Consider the following 17,849-nt stretch of genomic DNA (forward strand, 5'->3'; position numbering starts at 1 on the left):
TTCGGCCTGGAGGTTGCAGATCTGCGTCGCACACGGTTGGCGGCATGTCGAGGTCCGGGGTGAGATGGTGTCGGACTCCGGCGACAAGCTCTCGAGGTGGCGCAGTCCGGCTGAACCAGGCCTGAAAACGGAAGAACCCCGCCACCGGAGTGACGGGGTTCTTCCGTGAGTACGACTCAGTCCAGGTAGTCGCGCAGCACCTGGGACCGCGACGGGTGGCGCAGCTTCGACATCGTCTTCGACTCGATCTGCCGGATGCGTTCGCGGGTCACCCCGTACACCTGGCCGATCTCGTCGAGCGTGCGCGGCTGGCCGTCCGTGAGGCCGAAGCGCAGGCGGACCACGCCCGCCTCGCGCTCGGACAGCGTCTGCAGCACCGACTGGAGCTGGTCCTGCAGCAGCGTGAACGAGACCGCGTCCACCGCGACGACCGCTTCGGAGTCCTCGATGAAGTCACCGAGCTGCGAGTCGCCCTCGTCGCCGATCGTCTGGTCGAGCGAGATCGGCTCACGCGCGTACTGCTGGATCTCCAGGACCTTCTCCGGGGAGATGTCCATTTCCTTGGCGAGCTCCTCGGGCGTCGGCTCGCGGCCGAGGTCCTGCAGGAGTTCGCGCTGTATGCGGCCGAGCTTGTTGATGACCTCCACCATGTGCACCGGGATGCGGATGGTGCGGGCCTGGTCGGCCATCGCGCGGGTGATCGCCTGGCGGATCCACCACGTGGCGTACGTCGAGAACTTGTAGCCCTTGGTGTAGTCGAACTTCTCCACCGCGCGGATCAGGCCGAGGTTGCCCTCCTGGATCAGGTCCAGGAACGCCATGCCGCGGCCGGTGTAGCGCTTGGCCAGCGAGACCACGAGCCGGAGGTTCGCCTCGAGCAGGTGGTTCTTCGCCCGCTCACCGTCGCGCACGATCCACTTGAGGTCGCGGCGCATCTGGGTGACGAGCTTCTCGCCCTCCTCTTCGGCGGTGCGCACGCGCTCGGCGGCGTAGAGCCCGGCCTCGATCCGCTTGGCCAGCTCCACCTCCTCCTCCGCGTTCAGCAGCGCGACCTTGCCGATCTGCTTGAGGTAGGCACGCACGGAGTCGGCCGACGCGGTGAGCTCGGCGTCCTTGCGCGCCTGGCGCAGGGCTTCCGACTCCTCCTCGTCCCAGACGAAGTCCGGGTTGTCGGAGCTCTTGGCGGCGGCGGCCTTGTCGGCGGCGGCGCCACGGCGGCGCTGCGCCGGGGTCTCCTCGTCGTCGTCGTCATCGTCGTCCGCCGTGTCGGCGTCCGGTTCGTCGTTGACGGTCTCGTCGACGACGTCGACCTCGACCTCTTCCAGGTCCGACAGATCCGGCGTGTCGAGTTCGGCTTCGTCGATCTCGCCAGGACCGTCCGGGTCGCCGTCTTCGGTCTTCGCGCCCTTGGTCACGGCCTTCTTCGCCGGGGCCTTTTTGGCCGGGGCCTTCTTGGCGGTGGTGGTCTTGCGGGCCGCAGGCTTCGCCGTCCCGGTGGCTGCCTCTTCGGCCGGCTCGCCGGCTGCGGTCGCTGTCTTCGTCCCGCCTCGGGTTGCGGTTCTTGCGGCTGCCACTTACGCCCTTTCGCAGCGGTCGATCACGACGAGCAACGGCCTGGCGGCCATTGCTGCCTCACATTCGGGGATCACGCCTCGGCCTGCGGTTTTGCCCTCCGCAGCCGTGGGCCGTGTTCCATTGTAACGACGGTACGCGCATGCGGTGCGAAGCGATCACCCTCAGCCCCGTCGCGAGCACCTGATCAGAGCCGGATCAGTGCTGGATGCCCTCGGCCGCGGCGGCCGCGGCGCCGACGATCCCGGCGTTGTTCTGCAGCGTCGCCACCAGCACCGGAGTGCGGATGTCCAGCAGCGGCACCCATTTCTCGGACTTCTTGCTGACCCCGCCGCCGACGATGAACAGGTCCGGCCAGATCAGGTTCTCGAGCACGGTCAGATAACGGTGCACCCGCTTGGCCCATTCGGGGTAGGAGAGCCCCTCGTTGTCCTTGACCGATGCCGCCGCGCGCTTCTCCGCGTCGTGCCCGTCGATCTCGAGGTGGCCGAACTCGGTGTTCGGGACGAGCTTGCCGTCCTGGAACACCGCGCTGCCGATGCCGGTGCCGAAGGTGAGCAGCGCCGTGACGCCCTTGCACGCGACCGGGTCGCCGAAGCGGATCTCCGCCATGCCCGCCGCGTCGGCGTCGTTGAGCATCGCGACCTGGTCGACGCCGCGGCCGAGCCGCTTGGCGAACAGCGCGTCGGCGTCGGTGCCGATCCACTGCTTGTCGATGTTGGCCGCGGTGTGCGCGACGCCCTTCTTGACGACGGCCGGGAGCGTCACGCCGACCGGGCCGTCCCAGCCCGCCTGCGTGACGATGTCGTGCACGACGTCCGCCACCGCCGACGGCGTGGACGGCTTCGGTGTCTCGATCCGGATCCGGTCGCCGATGAGCCGGCCCTTGTCCAGGTCCACCAAGGCGCCCTTGATCCCGCTGCCGCCGATGTCGATGCCGAAACCTCGGCGGGTCGCCTCCACCACGGACGTGGTCCCTTCTCGCACGATTCAGAAGCCTGCCTCGGAGACTTTAACCGGATGTGGTGACATGGCGGACGTGGGAGTTGACGAGTCGTTGCTGAAAAGCGTCGCGGAGCAGGTCGCGACGGAAGCCGCCGAGCTGGTCCGGGAAGCCTGGGACGGGATGGCGAACGGTCGTTCGGTGGCCGTGGGCACCAAGTCCGCGGACACGGATGTGGTGACCGCGGTCGACCACGAGTCCGAACGCCTGGTGCGCGCCCGGCTGGCTTCGCTGCGCCCGGACGACGAGGTGCTGGGCGAGGAGGGCGGCGGCGTCGCCGGCGACGGCGTGACCTGGGTGGTCGACCCGATCGACGGCACGGTCAACTTCCTCTACGGGCTCCCGTGGTTCGCGGTGTCGGTGGCGGCGCAGGTCGGCGGCGAATCGGTCGCGGGCGCGGTCGTGGAGCCGGTGAGCGGCCGCGTCTGGACGGCGGCCCGCGGCCAGGGCGCGTACCTGGACGGCCGCCGGCTGGCGGTGTCGTCGCCGTCGCGGCTGGAGCTGACGTTGGTCGGGACCGGTTTCGCGTACGCGGCGGAGCGCCGGACGCGCCAGTCGCGCTTCGCGGCGGAGCTGCTGGGGCGGGTGCGGGACATCCGGCGCAACGGGGCGGCGTCGCTGGACCTGTGCGCGGTCGCGGCGGGCTGGCTGGACGCGTACGTGGAGCACGGCCTGCACCGGTGGGACTGGGCGGCGGGCGCGCTGATCGCGGCGGAGGCGGGCGCCGCGGTGTCGCTCCCGGGGTCGGTGCCGGAGCTGGGCGCGGACGCGACCTACGCGGCGGCGCCGTCGATCGCGGACCCGCTGCGGGAGCTCCTGGCCGGCTGCGGCGCCGCGGAGGTCTGAGCGGGAGGTCGCGAATGAGTCATTCGCGACGCCGGGCTGCCGGAACTGTCGGTGGCCGGCGGTAGCGTGGAAAACGGGGGCGCCCCCGCGGCCGCCGGGTCGGCAGGTGATGTCGCAGGCCGCCCGGAGAGCGCCGGGGGAGCGAACTCAGCAGGCGACGTCGCGGGCGGAAGCCAGCAGCGTCTGGTCGATCACCGGGGCCTTGGCGCCCGCCGACTGCTCGTTGCCGCCGCCGCCCTGGTGGGTCTTGGACCAGTCGGCCAGCTGCGTGAGGATCTGCCGGGCCTCCGCGCGCGGCCGGATGTCGCCGAACAGCGTGCCCGTCACCAGGTCGACGCTCGCGTCCTTGCGGTTGTCCTGGACCAGCTCGGCGCAGGGCACCACCAGGCTCAGCGTCCGCGCCGCGGTGACGCCGTTCTCGCCGAAGCGGATCTGGCCGCGGCACTTGGCCACGCGGCCCTCGTACGCGGGGTCGTTGCCCGGTTCGCCGGTGCCGGTGAAGCCCAGCTCCTTCAGCGCCGTCGTGGCGATGCCGCCCTGGCCGCGCGTGCTGGACGCGTTGAGGACCTTGACCGCGACCTTGTCCGGCGGGACCGGCGCGCGGTCGTCGAGCGAAGCGTGGGGCAGGGTGCTGAACGTGACACCCGGCGGCGGGCTCGCGGGCGGGTCGCACTTCACGGCCTCGTCGACGTCGCCCTTGCCGACCGCCGCGTTGATCCAGACGATGATCGCGCCGAGGGCGAGCACGGCGATGACGATCAGCGCCGGCAGCGGCTTGTGCTTGCGATACGGCCGCGCCCCACGGTCCCCGATGCCGTTCCCCGACGCCACCTGCCCGTCCCTTCCCGAACACCGAACCCGACCGTGCGAACGCGGCACCGTCGTGGCCGATCAGCCTAGGCGCTGCGACCGGCGTGCACCGTCCCGGGTCACCCCGGTGGAACACCCGATCCCCGTGCGGCGATCGCACCACGGCCGGGACGGGCGGGGCAAGCGGACACGGGCCGCGTGTGGGGTTCTCCACCTGCGCGCAACCCGAACGGACGACAACGCGTCTTACCTGCGGGTTCCCCCTGTCGGGTGACGAATCCCCGGCAATGTCTGACTCGTTGCAGAACCGTCGCGGGCGTGAGCTACCCTTCCCGGGCTCCGGCCGCAGGAAGAGGCGCGAAAAGAAGAGACCTCGGTCACTTCGGCCGTCGGGCACAAACGAGGGCCCTGGAACGTTGACCAGCGGCACGGCGGACTCGCGGGGCGACCCGGGGGTCCGGATAACGACTACACAAGCTGATCGCAGGGGTGAGGGACACATGGCTACCGACTACGACGCTCCGCGCCGCAGCGAAGCCGACGAGCTGGCCGAAGACTCGTTGGAGGAGCTCAAGGCCCGGCGCAACGAGAACCAGTCCGGCGTCGTCGACGTCGACGAGGACGCGACCGCCGAGAACTTCGAGCTGCCGGGTGCCGACCTTTCCGGGCTTTCCGGTGAGGACATGACCGTGAAGGTGGTGCCGAAGCAGGCGGACGAGTTCACCTGCTCCGTGTGCTTCCTGGTGCACCACCGCAGCCGGCTGGCCGAGGAAAGCGGTGGACGCCTGATCTGCCGCGACTGCGCCTGACGAACGCGGGATCTCGGACAGGGTTCAGGGGACGAACAGACGCGACTGAGAGCCTCGAGGGCACCAAGGGGGAGGCTCGAAGCGCGCTGGGGACAAGGGGGCCGGCCGGCAGGCCGGCCCCCTTCCCATGTCCTGAGGAGGGTCGAGCGGAGGTCAGGCGCTCTTCAGCAGCTCGGCGACGCGCTCGGGGTGCCGGGTGCTGAACAGCCAGTACGGCGTCGGGTCTTCGGGGTCGGTCAAGCGGACCCGCACGACCGGGCCGACCCAACCGCGGTGCACCACGTAAGCCGCGGGGTCGCCGTCGCGCCCGAGCGCCTTGCGCTTGGCTTCCTTGTCGAAGATCTCCACCTCGCCGGCGTAGCGCAGCGGCAGGTGGGCGTCGCCGACCCACAGCTCCGGCTCGTCACCGCCGGTGATCCGGACCTTCGACCGGCCCAGTGACACCAGCAGCGCCACGACGACCGGCAGCGCGATCACGTACGGCAGCCACGCCCGGATCCCCGGGTAACCCATGTCGATCTCGGCCGCCAGCAGGATCGCGCCGAGCACCGGCAGCGGCCAGCCCCACCACGGGACGTAGAGCCGCTCGGAGTGCCGGACCGCGGCGCTAGCGGCCGTCTTCGCTGATTCACCCACGGGTAGAGAGTAATCTCGCCGCCCGTGTCCAGCGTTCAGGTACTCCTCTCCCGGCTCGACCCGGATGTCCCGCTGCCCGCCTACGCCCGACCGGGCGACGCGGGCGCCGATCTCGTCACCACCTCGGATATCGTGCTCGAACCCGGCGAACGCGGGGTGGTCGGCACCGGTGTCGCGATCGCGCTCCCGCCCGGGTACGCGGGGTTCGTCCACCCGCGGTCGGGCCTGGCCGCCCGGGTCGGCCTCTCGGTGGTGAACACCCCCGGCACGATCGACGCGGGCTACCGCGGGGAGATCAAGGTCTGCCTGATCAACCACGACCCGGTGCACCCGGTGAAGCTCACGCGCGGCGACCGCATCGCCCAGCTGGTCGTGCAGCGGGTCGAGCACGCCGAGTTCGTCGAGGTCGCCGAGCTCGACACCACCGAACGGGGTGCCGGCGGCTACGGATCCACCGGCGGACACGCCACACTGGGAGCACCGGCGCTCGCGACGAGCACCGGCGCGGGGGAAGGAACGGAGAAGTAGTGGGGATTTTCGGACGCAAGCGGCGGACCGAGGGCGGGTCCGCGGGCAGGCACGCCGCGCCCGATGCCGACGACACGATCGGGGACGAAGCCTACGACGACGAGGACTCGGAGCTTTCGGACGTTTCCGACGGCCCGTTCGACGTCGCGGACTTCGACGACGACGGCGTCCCGCGGATCGACCTCGGATCGGTGAAGGTGCCGGTGCCGGACGGCTCCCAGGTCCAGGTCGAGATGGACCCGGAGACCGGGGGCGTGCGCGCCGTGCACGTCGTCACCGAGCAGGGCCAGATCACGGTCAGCGCGTACGCCGCGCCGCGCTCGGGCGGGCTGTGGCGCGAGGTGAGCACCGAGCTCGCCGAGCAGCTGCGGGCCGACGGCGCGAAGGTCAACATCGGCCGCGGCAAGTGGGGCCTGGAGATCTCGGCCATCGTCGGCGACGTCGCGCTGCGGTTCGTCGGCGTCGACCGGCCCCGCTGGATGCTGCGCGGCGTGATCGCCGGCCCGCAGTCGGAGGCCGCGGGGGCCGTGGAGGTGCTGCGCGAGATCGTCCGGCGCACGATCGTCGACCGCGGCGACGCCCCGATGCCGGTCCGCACCCCGCTGACCATCACGCTGCCCGAGGCGGTCGCCGAGCACATCGCGGCCCAGCAGCAACAGGGCTGACCTGGACGTTCGTGAAGGCCACCGTGGTTCCCCACGGTGGCCTGCACGGCTTCCGGCCCACGGAACCCGGGCCGCGGCGGTCCGAGCCGTCCGGCAGACCGCGGCCGACCCCTTGCGCGGGGCGTCGCCGAACTGCGAGCGGCAGCGGTCCGGGCCCGCCTGGCAGACCGCGGCTGACCTGGACGTTCGTGAAGGCCACCGTGAGGAACTCGTGCTTCCCCACGGTGGCCTTCACGGCGTTCGGAGGGCCCGCAGGAAGGCCAGGACGGTCGCCCGGCCCAGGGACTCGCGGTCGGCGCCCAGTGCCGTGAGCGTCGTCTCGCCGAGCGCCGCGCGGGGGAGTGCGCTCGCCCACTCCGACGCGACTTTCGTCGGGTGGATCGGGTCGTCGGTGCACGTGCCGACCCCGGCCGGGACGGCCAGCCGCGAGAGCTCGGCCAGGGTCGGCGAAGGACGGCCGGCCGCCACGCGCAGGCCGGCCGCGAGCCCGTCGCCGTGGCGGCGCCACGCCCGGTCCAGTTCGGCCCGCAGCCACTCCGGGCTGCCCGCGGTCTGCGCGAGGGCGACGTCGACGCCGGAACCGGCCACCAGGTCCGCCGACAGCGTCGCGGCCAGTGACGCGGGTGCTGGGCCCGGGACGCCGTTCCAGGCCGGGAGGGCGGCCAGCAGGCCCCCGCAACGGCCCGGGTTGCGCACGGCCCACTCCGCGGCCAGGTGCGCGCCGAACGAAATGCCGCCTACGAGCAGTTCGCCGTGTTCGTCCGCGAGCGCGTCGAGGGCCGCCAGGTAGCCGTCGGCCAGCGCCGCACCCCGCGGTGGCGGTGGCGCGACGAGCGGGACACCGAGGGCGCGCAGGGGCCCTCCGAAGACGGCTCGGACGAACACCTCGTCCGAGCCGGTGCCGGGCAGCAGCACCGCGGCGGGAACTCTGATCGCGGACGTCACGTTGCGATCTTTGCGCAAAGGCGTTTCCCTGGCGGGGACCGCAGTACGCTGGAATCGCACGGGCCGCAAGCAATGTTGTCGGGGGCCCCGGAGCACAGGAGCACCTATGTCCGCCAAAGACGGCGGCTACTTCAGCCGGCTGGTACGCAAGCTGACCAGCGACGTCGAGGATCTCGACGCAGACGAGATGTCGATGAGGTCGGGCGCCGAAGGGGCGCAGCGGGCCTGTGACTGCCGGTCCGGTGAAGAGGTCACCGTGATGGGGAGACTCCGCAGCGTGGAGCTCTGCCCGACGAACGAGGCCGCCACCCTGGAGGCCGAGCTGTTCGACGGGACACAGGGCGTGACGCTAATCTGGCTCGGCCGCCGCCGGATCCCGGGCATCGAGCCTGGCCGGACGATCAAGGTGCGCGGCCGGATGGCCGAGCGTGACGGCCAGAAGGTGCTGTACAACCCCTATTACGAGCTCCAGAGCCCAGTGAGTTGATCACCCATCGTGACTGAACCCGCCCCGAGCGAGAAGAAGACCGACGACGGCGACGAGCCGCAGCCCACCCTGCTCGAGCAGATGGGCGGCGTGTCCGGCCTGGTCTACTCGTCGCTGCCGGTGATCGTCTTCGTGCTGGCGAACTCGTTCTTCGGCTTGACCGCGGCCATCTGGACCTCGATCGGCAGCGCGGTGGCCATCACCGTGCTGCGGCTGGTCCGCAAGGAACCGCTGCAGCCGGCGATCTCGGGGTTCTTCGGCGTGGCGATCGCGGCGTTCATCGCCTACCGCACGGGGTCCGCGAAGGGCTTCTTCCTGTTCGGGATCTACGCGAGCCTGATCTACTGCGGCGTCTTCGTGGTGTCGGTGCTGGTCCGCTGGCCGATCGCGGGCGTCGTCTGGAACATGCTGAACGGCACCGGCCAGGCGTGGCGCAAGGACAAGCCGTCCCGCTACGGCTACGACGTCGCGACGCTGGCGATGGCCGCGATCTTCGCGGCGCGGTTCGTGGTGCAGCGCTGGCTGTACCAGGAGGACTACACCGGCTGGCTGGCCTTCGCGAAGATCGCGATGGGGTACCCGCTGTACGCGCTGGGCCTGCTGGTCGTCGTGTGGGCGGTGCGCCGGTCGGACAAGCGCCTGAAGGCGATGGCGGAGACCGAGCCGGCGCCGGAGACCGACGCCGAGGTCGAAGCCCGGCTGCGCGAGAAGTACGCGGCCCCCGAAGCCTGATCGAGCCACGAAGAAGGCCCCCGGCGTGCTCGCCGGGGGCCTTCTTCGCGTCTTCAGTAGCCCAGTGCCGTCCGGATCTCCGGCTCGACGTCGGCCGTCGCGACGAACAGCAGCTCGTCGCCCGGCTCCAGCGGGTCCTCCGGCTGCGGCACGATCACCCGGTCGCCGCGCAGGATCGTCACCAGCGCCGCGTCCCGGGGCAGCGCCAGCTCGCTCACCGGCTTCCCGGCCAGCGGTGTCTCGGCCGGCAGGGTCAGCTCGACGAGGTTCGCGTTGCTCTGGCGGAACGTCATCAGCCGCACCAGGTCGCCGACGCTGACCGCTTCCTCGACCATCGCCGCGAGCATCCGCGGGGTCGAGACCGCCACGTCGACGCCCCAGGCGTCGGTGAACAGCCACTCGTTGGCCGGGTTGTTCACCCGGGCCACCACGCGCCGGACGGCGAACTCCGTCTTCGCCAGCAGCGAGACCACCAGGTTGGCCTTGTCGTCGCCGGTCGCGGCGATGACCACGTCGCACTGCTCGATCCCGGACTCCTCCAGGATCGACACCTCGCACGCGTCGCCGAGCACCCAGTCGGCCTGCTCGACCGCGTGCGGCTCGAACTGGTCGGCCTCGCGCTCGATGAGCATCACCTGGTGCCTGCCGTCGATCAGCTCGGCGGCGATGGAGCGGCCGACCGCGCCCGCGCCCGCAATCGCGACCCTCATGCCTCGTCCTCCGGTTCGCGCTGGGCCACACTGGTCACGTCGCTGACGGTGCCGGAGCGCGCGGCCACCCACACGACGTCGTCCGCCTGCACGACGGTCTTGTGGTCCGGCAGCACGGCGGTGCCGAACCGCATGATGAACGCCACGCGCGCGTCCGTCGCCTCCTGCAGGGCCCGGACGGAGTGCCCGACCCAGCCCTCGTGCAGCGGCAGCTGCAGCAGCGCCACGTTGCCCGACGGGTCCCGCCACGCCGACGCCACGCCGTCCGGCAGCAGCGACCGCAGGAACCGGTCGGTGGTCCAGGGCACGGTCGCGACCGTCGGGATCCCCAGCCGCTCGTAGACGGCCGCGCGCTTGTGGTCGTAGATCCGCGCGACGACGTGCTCGATGCCGAAGTTCTCGCGCGCGACCCGCGCCGAAATGATGTTCGAGTTGTCGCCGCTGGACACCGCGGCGAACGCGCCGGCCCGCTCGATGCCCGCTTCGACCAGCACCCTGCGGTCGAAGCCGACGCCGACGACCTGCTGGCCGTGGAAGTCACTGCCGAGCCTGCGGAACGCCTGCTGGTTCTTGTCGATGACGGCCACCTCGTGGCCGAGCCGCTCCAGCGCAGCGGCCAGGGACGCGCCTACCCGGCCGCATCCCATGATCACCACGTGCACGCCCTGCCTCCTCTTCGGCGGGTTCACCCGTCCGTACCTACCCCGACATACCAGCGCCGAACCTACCGTGCACCCCTGCGGCTACTTCCACCGTCCTCCCCGCCACCGCCCTCAACCGAGGAGCTTCGCTCCGCTGTACTGTCCGGTGGTGTCGAAGTTCCCGACCGTGCTGAAACGCCTGGTCCTCGGACGTCCGTTCCGCAGTGACAGGCTCGCTCACACGCTCCTCCCGAAGCGCATCGCGCTGCCGATCTTCGCGTCCGACGCGCTCTCGAGCGTGGCGTACGCGCCGGAAGAGATCTTCCTGACGCTGAGCGTCGCGGGCCTCTCCGCGTACGCGCTGGCGCCGTGGATCGGCATCATGGTCGCCCTGGTCATGCTGGTCGTCGTCGCGTCCTACCGGCAGAACGTGCACGCCTACCCGAGCGGCGGCGGCGATTACGAGGTCGCCAACACCAACCTCGGCGGCAAGTTCGGCCTCACCGTGGCCAGCGCGCTGCTCGTCGACTACGTGCTGACGGTCGCGGTGTCCACTTCGTCCGGTGTGGCCAACATCGGCTCGGCGGTCCCGTGGGTGGCCCAGCACAAGGTCCTCGCGTCGATCGTCATCGTCGTCGTGCTGACGTCGCTGAACCTGCGCGGCATCCGGGAGTCGGGGAAGGCCTTCGCGATCCCGACATACGGTTTCATCCTGGGCATCCTGGTCATGGTCGTGTGGGGCCTGGTGCAGGCGGCCACCGGCACCGAGATGAAGGCCGAGAGCGCCGGGTTCACGCTCAACGCCGAAGGCACTTTCGCCGGCGTCGCTTACGCCTTCCTGGTGCTGCGGGCGTTTTCCTCCGGCGCGGCGGCGCTGACCGGGGTCGAGGCGATCAGCAACGGCGTCCCGGCGTTCCAGAAGCCCAAGTCGAAGAACGCGGCCACCACGCTGCTGATGATGGGCCTGCTCGCGGTCACCATGCTGGTCGGCATCATCACGCTCGCTACGATCACCGACGTCAAGTTCGCCGAGGACCCGGCCGAGCAGCTCGCCGGCGCACCCGCGGGCTACGAGCAGAAGACGATCGTCGCGCAGATCGCGCACGCGGTGTTCGCCGACTTCCCGCCGGCGTTCTACTACATCTCCTTCTCCACCGGCATCATCCTGCTGCTGGCCGCGAACACCGCGTTCAACGGCTTCCCGGTGCTGGGCTCGATCCTGGCGCAGGACCGCTACCTCCCGCGGCAGCTGCACACCCGCGGCGACCGGCTGGCGTTCTCCAACGGCATCCTGTTCCTCGCGGCGTTCGCGCTCGTGCTGATCATCGCGTTCGACGCCGAGGTCACCCGGCTCATCCAGCTCTACATCGTGGGCGTGTTCGTGTCCTTCACGGTGAGCCAGGCCGGCATGATCCGGCACTGGAACCGGTTGCTGGCCAAGGAAACCGACCCCGCGAAGCGGCGGCGGATGCGGCGCTCGCAGACGGTCAACGCGGTCGGCCTCACCTGCACCGGCGTCGTGCTGGTGATCGTCCTGATCACGAAGTTCCTGCTCGGCGCGTGGATCGCGATCGCGGCGATGGTGGCGATCTTCGTGCTGATGACGGCGATCCGGAAGCACTACGACCGCGTCGCCGACGAGCTGAAGGACCTCGGCGACACCCCGACCGTGCTGCCGTCGCGCAACCACGCGATCGTCCTGGTGTCCAAACTGCACCGCCCGACGCTGCGCGCGCTGGCCTACGCCAAGGCGATGCGCCCGGACGTCCTCGAAGCCGTGACGGTCAACGTGGACGATGCCGACACGCGCCGGCTCACCGCCGAGTGGGACGCGCACAACTTCAAGGTGCCGCTGAAGGTCGTCGAATCGCCCTACCGCGAGATCACGAAGCCGGTGCTCGACTACGTGAAGCGCGTGCGCGGCGACAACCCGCGCAACGTGGTCACCGTGTTCATCCCGGAGTACGTGGTCGGGCACTGGTGGGAGCAGGTGCTGCACAACCAGAGCGCGCTGCGGCTCAAGGGCCGGCTGCTGTTCCAGTCCGGCGTGATCGTGGCGAGCGTGCCGTGGCAGCTGGAGTCCTCGGCCAAGGCGGCCGCGCGCGTCCGGAACGAACGGCCCGCGGCCGGTGACGTCCGGCGCGGGTTCTCGCCCAACGGCAAGCGGGCCGCCGCACCGAAGCCGAAGGAGCCGGCCGAATGACGAGCTGGCTGGGTCGCGTCCTCGAGGTCGAGGTCGGGCCGGTCGCGCACGGCGGCCACTGCGTGGCGCGTGCCGAGGGCCGCGTCGTGTTCGTCCGGCACGCGCTGCCGGGGGAGCGGGTCCGCGTCGAGGTCACCGAGGACAACGGCGGTTCGTTCTGCCGCGGCGACGCGGTGGAGGTGCTGACGGCGGCCGAGGCGCGGGTCGAGCCGCCCTGCCCGCTCGCGGTGCCCGGCGGTTGCGGCGGGTGCGACTGGCAGCACGCGGCGCCGTCGTACCAGCTCGAGCTGAAGGCCGCCGTGGTGGCCGAGCAGCTGCAGCGGCTGGCGGGCATCGAGCGCGAGGTCGTCGTGGAGGCGCTGGAGGGCGGGTCGCTGGACTGGCGCAGCCGCGTCCGGCTGGTCGCCGGCCGGGACGGGCGCGCGGGCCTGCGTGCCCACCACAGCCACCGCGTGGTGCCGCTGGAGAAGTGCCCGATCGCGGTGCCGGGCGCGCTGGACGACGTCCTCGCCCGCCGCTGGCGCCCGGGCGCCGAGCTGGAGGTGACCAGCGACGGCGACGGCACCCGGCACGTGCGCGAGCTGTCGACGGTCCGCGGCAAGGTCCGCGCCCGCCAGCTGTCCGGCGGCGTGGCGGTCCAGCACGCGGCGGGCCGCGACTGGCAGCTCGACGCCCACGGCTTCTGGCAGGTCCACCCGGCGGCGGCCCCCACGCTCGCGGCGGTCGTCGCGGAGTGGGCGGAGGCACCGGCGGGCGGCTCGGCTTGGGACCTCTACGCCGGGGTCGGCCTGTTCGCGTCGGTGCTGGCTTCGCAGGTCGGCACGTCGGGGCGGGTGCTGGCGATCGAGTCGGGCCGCCGTGCGGTCACCGACGGCGAGCGGAACCTGGCGGACCTCCCGCAGGTCTCGTGGCAGGCGGGGCGCGTGGAGCACGTGCTGGAGTCGGCGGCCAAGCCGGTCGACGTCGTGGTGCTGGACCCGCCGCGCAAGGGCGCGGGCAAGGCGGTCGTGGAGTCGATCGTGGCGGGCGCGCCGGACCGGATCGTGTACGTGGCCTGCGACCCGGCGGCGCTGGCCCGCGATCTGGCCACGTTCGCCTCGCACGGGTACTCGCTGACGGATCTGCGGGCGTTCGACGCGTTCCCGATGACGCACCACGTGGAGTGCGTGGCGCTGCTGTCCTGAGCGCGGTCCGGCCGCAGGTCAGCTGGCCCGTCGCACCGCGAACGCCGCCGCCAGGCCCGCGGCCGTCATCGCCACCCCCGACGCCAGCAGTACCCACGCCCCGGCTCCCGGTGCCACCCGTGCCGCCGGCTGGAAGCGCGTCACCCCCGGCAGGGTCACCACCAGGTGCCGCAGGATCACGCCCGTCACCACCAGGCCCGGCAGGCACGCCATCGCCAGCGGCTCGTCCTCGCGCCGGGCGAAGGTCAAATACGTGAGCGTCCCCGCCAGCAGGACCGCCGCCGCGCACACCAGCCGCAGGCCGACCGCCAGTTCCGGGTCCGGGGTGCCCGGTGGCAGCGCCGCCGGGACCGCCGCCGTGCGCAGGGTCAAGCCCGCGATCACCCCCAGGCCGGCGATCGCCACCAGCACCGCTCGCGGCACGCGCCACTGCGTCACACCCGCAGCATAAAACGCTGGGCCGTTCGAATGATCCCGATCGGGCGACTCAGCCCGCGAACCAGTGCTGCGGGCCCGGGCGCAGGTTCTGGTAGACGTGCTTGACCTCGGTGTACTCCGCCAGCCCCGTCGGGCCCAGCTCGCGGCCGAAGCCGGACTGCTTGTAGCCGCCCCACTCGGCCTGGGGGAGGTAGGGGTGGAAGTCGTTGATCCACACCGTCCCGTGGCGCAGCCGGCCGGCCACCCGCTGCGCGCGCGATGCGTCCTGCGTGAACACCGCGCCCGCCAGACCGTAGTGCGTGTCGTTGGCGATGCGGACGGCGTCGTCCTCGTCGGTGAACGTCTCGACCGTCAGCACCGGCCCGAACGACTCCTCCACGACCGCCGACGAGCCCTGGCGCACCTCGTCCAGGATGGTCGGCAGGTAGTAGAAGCCCTCGGCCAGCGCCGGGTCGTCGGGACGGCGGCCGCCCGTGCGCAGCACCGCGCCCTCCGCCAGCGCCGCCGCCACGTACGCCTCCACCTTGGACCGGTGCGCCGCCGAGATCAGCGGGCCCGTCTCCGCGTGGGAGTCGAACGGGCCGCCCAGGCGGATGCGCTCGGCGCGGCGGACCAGCTCGGCCACGAAGTCGTCGTGCCACTCGCGCTGCACGATCAGCCGCGTGCCCGCCGAGCAGACCTGGCCCGAGTGCAGGAACACCGCCGTCAGCGCGTAGTCGACCGCCGTCTCGAAATCGGCGTCGGCGAAGACCACGTTCGGGTTCTTGCCGCCCAGCTCGAGGGCCACTTTCTTGACCGTGGCCGCGGCCGACGCGGCGATCACCTTGCCGGTGGCCAGGCCGCCGGTGAACGACACCAGGTCGACGTCCGGGTGGGCCGCCAGCGGCGCGCCCACCTCGGCCCCGGCACCGAGCACCAGGTTGCCCACGCCCGGCGGCAGGCCCGCCTCGGTGAGCAGCTTCAGGAACAGGATCGCCGTGTGCGGCGTCAGCTCGCTGGGCTTGAGCACGAACGTGTTGCCCGCCGCCAGCGCCGGTGCGATCTTCCACACCGTCTGCAACAGCGGGTAGTTCCACGGCGTGATCAGCCCGCACACGCCGACCGGCTCGTGCACGATCCGGCTGATCGCGTCCGGGTTGCCGGTGTCGACGACGCGCCCGGCGTCCTGCGCCGCGAGCTTGCCGAAGTAGCGCAGGCAGGCCGCGATGTCCGCCATGTCGTAGCGGCTCTCGACCAGGCGCTTGCCGGTGTCGAGCGACTCCGCGCGGGCGAACGCCTCCGCGTCGCGATCCAGCAGGTCGGCGGTGCGCAGCAGCAGGTCACCGCGCAGGTGCGCGGGTGTGCCGGGCCACGGGCCGGCGTCGAACGCCCGCCGCGCCGCCGTGATGGCCGCCTCGGTGTCCTTGGCGGTGCCCTCCGCGACCGACGCGACCAGGGAACCGTCCGCCGGGCAGCGGATCTCCCGGCGGCCGCCGCCCACCGCGTCCACCCAGTCGCCGCCGATGAAGAAGTCCGCCATGGACACCATTCTCGTGGCCACGCCGCGTGACCGCCACAGCACGGCCGGGAGACGAGGTTCACCCCGCGTGCTGACACGCGATCGCTCTCCGCCTGTGATGCCGGACGCGGCGGGCGGAACCACCCTGGCGGGTCTCCGTAGACTGGCCGGAACGTGGGGTGCCCGAAGACGAGCGAGGTGGAGACGAGTGACGATGCTGGAGTCCCTCAGCGGACCGGCGGACCTCAAGCGCATGAGTGTCGAGGACCTCGGCGAACTGGCTGCCGAGATCCGGGACTTCCTCGTCGACAAGGTCCGCCGCGCGGGCGGGCACCTGGGCCCGAACCTCGGCGTCGTCGAGCTCACGCTGGCGTTGCACCGCGTGTTCGACTCGCCGCGTGACGCGATCGTGTGGGACGTCGGTCACCAGGCCTACGTGCACAAGATCGTCACCGGCCGGGCCGGCGGGTTCGACCTGCTGCGGCAGACCGGCGGTGTCACCGGTTACCCGTCGCGCGCGGAGAGTGACCACGACTGGGTCGAGAGCAGTCACGCGTCGTCCGGGCTGTCCTATGTGGACGGGCTGGCGAAGGCGTTCGAGCTGGACGGCGGGGGGCGGCACGCGATCGCCGTCGTCGGGGACGGCGCGCTGACCGGGGGGATGTGCTGGGAAGCGCTCAACAACATCGCTGCCCACCGGGACCGGCCGGTCGTCATCGTCATCAACGACAACGGGCGGTCGTACTCGCCGACCATCGGCGGGCTGGCCGATCACCTCGCCGCGTTGCGCTTGCAGCCCGGTTACGAGCGGCTCCTCGACGGTGGGCGGGAGATCCTCAAGCACACTCCGGTCGTCGGCAAGCCGATTTACGCCGCTCTGCACGCTGCGAAGGCCGGGTTGAAGGATGCGCTCAGCCCGCAGGCGATGTTCTCCGATCTGGGGTTGAAGTACCTCGGGCCCGTTGACGGGCACGATCAGGTGGCGCTGGAGAAGGCGTTCCTGAGCGCCAAGGCGTTCGGTGGCGCCGTGATCGTGCACGTGGTGACCGAAAAGGGACATGGGTACGCGCCCGCGGTCAACAACGAGCACGACCAGATGCACCAGACCGATCCGATCGATCCGGAGACCGGGCTGCCGCCGGTCAAGGGGCCCAGCTGGACCGGGGTGTTCGGTGAGGAGCTCGCGAAGATCGGGGCCGAGCGCGAGGACGTCGTCGCGATCACCGCGGCCATGTTGCGGTCGACCGGGCTGGACAAGTTCGCCGAGTCGTTCCCGGATCGGTGGTACGACGTCGGGATCGCCGAGCAGCACGCGGTTACTTCTGCTGCTGGGCTCGCCATGGGTGGGATGCACCCGGTCGTCGCGATCTACTCGACGTTCCTCAACCGGGCTTTCGACCAGGTGCTGATGGATGTGGCGCTGCATCGGCTGCCGGTGACGTTGGTGCTCGACCGGGCCGGGATCACCGGGCCGGACGGGCCCAGTCACCACGGGATGTGGGACCTGTCTCTGCTCGGGATGGTTCCCGGGATGCGGGTTGCTGCTCCTCGTGACCCGGCGACGCTGCGGGAAGAGCTGAACGAAGCTGTCGATGTGGCTGATGGGCCGACGGCTTTGCGGTTCTCGAAGGGCAAGGTCGGGACTGACGTCGCTGCTGTCGAGCGGATCGGCACGGTTGATGTGCTGCGGCGGCCGACGGAAGGTGCGGACGTTCTGCTGGTGACGGTGGGTGCGTTCGCGACGCTTGGTCTGGCGGCTGCGGATCGGCTGGCGGATCAGGGCATCGGGGTGACTGTGGTGGATCCGCGGTGGGTGTTGCCCGTTCCGGCTGAGCTCGTTGCTCTTGCTTCGCAGCACAAGCTTGTTGTGACTGTCGAGGACAGTGGGCGGCATGGGGGCTTTGGCTCGGCGCTGGCTGCGATGTTCCGGGACGCGGAGTGTGACGTGCCGTTGCGGGATCTTGCTGTGCCGCAGTCGTTCCATGATCTGGGGAGCCGGGATGAGGTGCTGGCTCGTATCGGGCTGACTGCTCAGGATGTTGCTCGGCGGGTTACCGAGTGGGCTTCTCGTCTGAGTACGGAGGAACCGGCGCGTAAGGATGCCAACCGTAGCTGAAAAGCTGTCCTCGCCGGACGGGCAGG

General features: G+C 71.2%; 18 protein-coding genes. 9 read left to right on the forward strand and 9 right to left on the reverse strand.

What is annotated here, in order from left to right; translation table 11 throughout:
* Nucleotides 1–176: 176 nt before the first annotated feature.
* Both ACLJQM_RS22885 and ppgK read right to left on the reverse strand, forming a co-directional pair.
* Nucleotides 177–1,574 (reverse strand): RNA polymerase sigma factor, encoded by a 1,398-nt coding sequence (locus tag ACLJQM_RS22885; protein WP_410632710.1) that lies wholly within the window; start codon nt 1,572–1,574, stop codon nt 177–179.
* 196 nt (nt 1,575–1,770) lie between these two features.
* The gene (gene ppgK, locus ACLJQM_RS22890; protein ID WP_410632887.1) at nt 1,771–2,538 is read right to left on the reverse strand and encodes a polyphosphate--glucose phosphotransferase; all 768 of its coding nucleotides are present in this window, start codon (nt 2,536–2,538) and stop codon (nt 1,771–1,773) included.
* Nucleotides 2,539–2,602: 64 nt separating this feature from the next.
* Here ppgK and ACLJQM_RS22895 point away from each other — a divergent pair, with 64 nt between their 5' ends.
* Nucleotides 2,603–3,421, forward strand: coding sequence for an inositol monophosphatase family protein (locus ACLJQM_RS22895; RefSeq protein ID WP_410632711.1), 819 nt, complete (start codon nt 2,603–2,605; stop codon nt 3,419–3,421).
* Nucleotides 3,422–3,568: 147 nt separating this feature from the next.
* Here the strand turns inward: ACLJQM_RS22895 and cei are convergent, their stop codons facing one another.
* The gene (cei, locus tag ACLJQM_RS22900) at nt 3,569–4,252 is read right to left on the reverse strand and encodes an envelope integrity protein Cei (RefSeq protein WP_410632712.1); all 684 of its coding nucleotides are present in this window, start codon (nt 4,250–4,252) and stop codon (nt 3,569–3,571) included.
* 479 nt (nt 4,253–4,731) lie between these two features.
* Here cei and ACLJQM_RS22905 point away from each other — a divergent pair, with 479 nt between their 5' ends.
* Nucleotides 4,732–5,040, forward strand: coding sequence for a DUF4193 domain-containing protein (locus tag ACLJQM_RS22905; protein ID WP_086676737.1), 309 nt, complete (start codon nt 4,732–4,734; stop codon nt 5,038–5,040).
* A gap of 153 nt (nt 5,041–5,193) precedes the next feature.
* On the opposite strand, the gene ACLJQM_RS22910 is transcribed toward ACLJQM_RS22905, so the two are convergent.
* Nucleotides 5,194–5,676, reverse strand: coding sequence for a DUF3093 domain-containing protein (locus ACLJQM_RS22910; protein ID WP_247011816.1), 483 nt, complete (start codon nt 5,674–5,676; stop codon nt 5,194–5,196).
* Nucleotides 5,677–5,700: 24 nt separating this feature from the next.
* Between ACLJQM_RS22910 and dut the strand changes: the two genes are divergently transcribed.
* On the forward strand, nt 5,701–6,204 hold the full coding sequence (gene dut / locus ACLJQM_RS22915; RefSeq protein WP_247011815.1) for a dUTP diphosphatase: 504 nt from the start codon (nt 5,701–5,703) through the stop codon (nt 6,202–6,204).
* Entirely contained in the window at nt 6,204–6,869 is a 666-nt protein-coding gene (locus ACLJQM_RS22920; protein WP_247011814.1) for a DUF3710 domain-containing protein, read from the forward strand. Before dut ends, ACLJQM_RS22920 begins: the two co-directional genes overlap by 1 nt.
* Before the next feature lie 231 nt (nt 6,870–7,100).
* Here the strand turns inward: ACLJQM_RS22920 and ACLJQM_RS22925 are convergent, their stop codons facing one another.
* Complete coding sequence (locus tag ACLJQM_RS22925) at nt 7,101–7,784, reverse strand: alpha/beta fold hydrolase (RefSeq protein WP_410632888.1); 684 nt, start codon at nt 7,782–7,784, stop codon at nt 7,101–7,103.
* A 136-nt stretch (nt 7,785–7,920) separates the two neighbouring features.
* Here ACLJQM_RS22925 and ACLJQM_RS22930 point away from each other — a divergent pair, with 136 nt between their 5' ends.
* Nucleotides 7,921–8,301, forward strand: a complete 381-nt coding sequence (locus ACLJQM_RS22930) for an OB-fold nucleic acid binding domain-containing protein (protein WP_003074944.1) — start codon at nt 7,921–7,923, stop codon at nt 8,299–8,301.
* Between the two features lie 9 nt (nt 8,302–8,310).
* A complete protein-coding gene (locus tag ACLJQM_RS22935; RefSeq protein ID WP_247011813.1) occupies nt 8,311–9,033 on the forward strand; it encodes a DUF3159 domain-containing protein in 723 nt (240 codons plus the stop codon).
* A gap of 53 nt (nt 9,034–9,086) precedes the next feature.
* On the opposite strand, the gene ACLJQM_RS22940 is transcribed toward ACLJQM_RS22935, so the two are convergent.
* Both ACLJQM_RS22940 and ACLJQM_RS22945 read right to left on the reverse strand, forming a co-directional pair.
* Nucleotides 9,087–9,743 (reverse strand): potassium channel family protein, encoded by a 657-nt coding sequence (locus ACLJQM_RS22940; RefSeq protein ID WP_247011811.1) that lies wholly within the window; start codon nt 9,741–9,743, stop codon nt 9,087–9,089.
* Nucleotides 9,740–10,405 carry a potassium channel family protein gene (locus tag ACLJQM_RS22945; protein WP_247011810.1) on the reverse strand — a complete coding sequence of 222 codons (666 nt, stop codon included), beginning with the start codon at nt 10,403–10,405 and terminating at the stop codon, nt 9,740–9,742. The genes ACLJQM_RS22940 and ACLJQM_RS22945 overlap by 4 nt, the downstream gene beginning before the upstream one ends.
* A 148-nt stretch (nt 10,406–10,553) precedes the next feature.
* Here ACLJQM_RS22945 and ACLJQM_RS22950 point away from each other — a divergent pair, with 148 nt between their 5' ends.
* Nucleotides 10,554–12,587, forward strand: a complete 2,034-nt coding sequence (locus ACLJQM_RS22950) for an APC family permease (protein WP_247011809.1) — start codon at nt 10,554–10,556, stop codon at nt 12,585–12,587.
* Nucleotides 12,584–13,771: a class I SAM-dependent RNA methyltransferase gene (locus ACLJQM_RS22955; RefSeq protein ID WP_360767147.1), complete on the forward strand. Its 1,188-nt coding sequence runs from the start codon at nt 12,584–12,586 to the stop codon at nt 13,769–13,771. Before ACLJQM_RS22950 ends, ACLJQM_RS22955 begins: the two co-directional genes overlap by 4 nt.
* Nucleotides 13,772–13,789: 18 nt before the next feature.
* Here ACLJQM_RS22955 and ACLJQM_RS22960 read toward each other — a convergent pair whose 3' ends face one another.
* Together ACLJQM_RS22960 and ACLJQM_RS22965 are read right to left on the reverse strand one after the other, a co-directional pair.
* Nucleotides 13,790–14,209 (reverse strand): hypothetical protein, encoded by a 420-nt coding sequence (locus tag ACLJQM_RS22960; RefSeq protein ID WP_247011807.1) that lies wholly within the window; start codon nt 14,207–14,209, stop codon nt 13,790–13,792.
* A 49-nt stretch (nt 14,210–14,258) separates the two neighbouring features.
* Nucleotides 14,259–15,728, reverse strand: a complete 1,470-nt coding sequence (locus tag ACLJQM_RS22965; RefSeq protein WP_410632713.1) for an aldehyde dehydrogenase family protein — start codon at nt 15,726–15,728, stop codon at nt 14,259–14,261.
* A 187-nt stretch (nt 15,729–15,915) separates the two neighbouring features.
* On the opposite strand from ACLJQM_RS22965, the gene dxs reads away from it, so the two are divergent.
* The gene (gene dxs, locus ACLJQM_RS22970; RefSeq protein ID WP_247011805.1) at nt 15,916–17,823 is read left to right on the forward strand and encodes a 1-deoxy-D-xylulose-5-phosphate synthase; all 1,908 of its coding nucleotides are present in this window, start codon (nt 15,916–15,918) and stop codon (nt 17,821–17,823) included.
* The last annotated feature ends 26 nt before the right edge of the window (nt 17,824–17,849 follow it).

This window comes from Amycolatopsis sp. cmx-4-83 (assembly GCF_046548815.1).
Taxonomy (GTDB): domain Bacteria; phylum Actinomycetota; class Actinomycetes; order Mycobacteriales; family Pseudonocardiaceae; genus Amycolatopsis; species Amycolatopsis pretoriensis_A.

What these genes read in the sequence shown, in the direction of transcription:
- ACLJQM_RS22940 (WP_247011811.1), bottom strand. Translation starts at nt 9,743, where the DNA reads ATGAGGGTCGCGATTGCGGGCGCGGGCGCGGTCGGCCGCTCCATCGCC.
- ACLJQM_RS22965 (WP_410632713.1), bottom strand. Translation starts at nt 15,728, where the DNA reads ATGGCGGACTTCTTCATCGGCGGCGACTGGGTGGACGCGGTGGGCGGC.
- ACLJQM_RS22955 (WP_360767147.1), top strand. Translation starts at nt 12,584, where the DNA reads ATGACGAGCTGGCTGGGTCGCGTCCTCGAGGTCGAGGTCGGGCCGGTC.
- ACLJQM_RS22905 (WP_086676737.1), top strand. Translation starts at nt 4,732, where the DNA reads ATGGCTACCGACTACGACGCTCCGCGCCGCAGCGAAGCCGACGAGCTG.
- ACLJQM_RS22895 (WP_410632711.1), top strand. Translation starts at nt 2,603, where the DNA reads ATGGCGGACGTGGGAGTTGACGAGTCGTTGCTGAAAAGCGTCGCGGAG.
- ACLJQM_RS22930 (WP_003074944.1), top strand. Translation starts at nt 7,921, where the DNA reads ATGTCCGCCAAAGACGGCGGCTACTTCAGCCGGCTGGTACGCAAGCTG.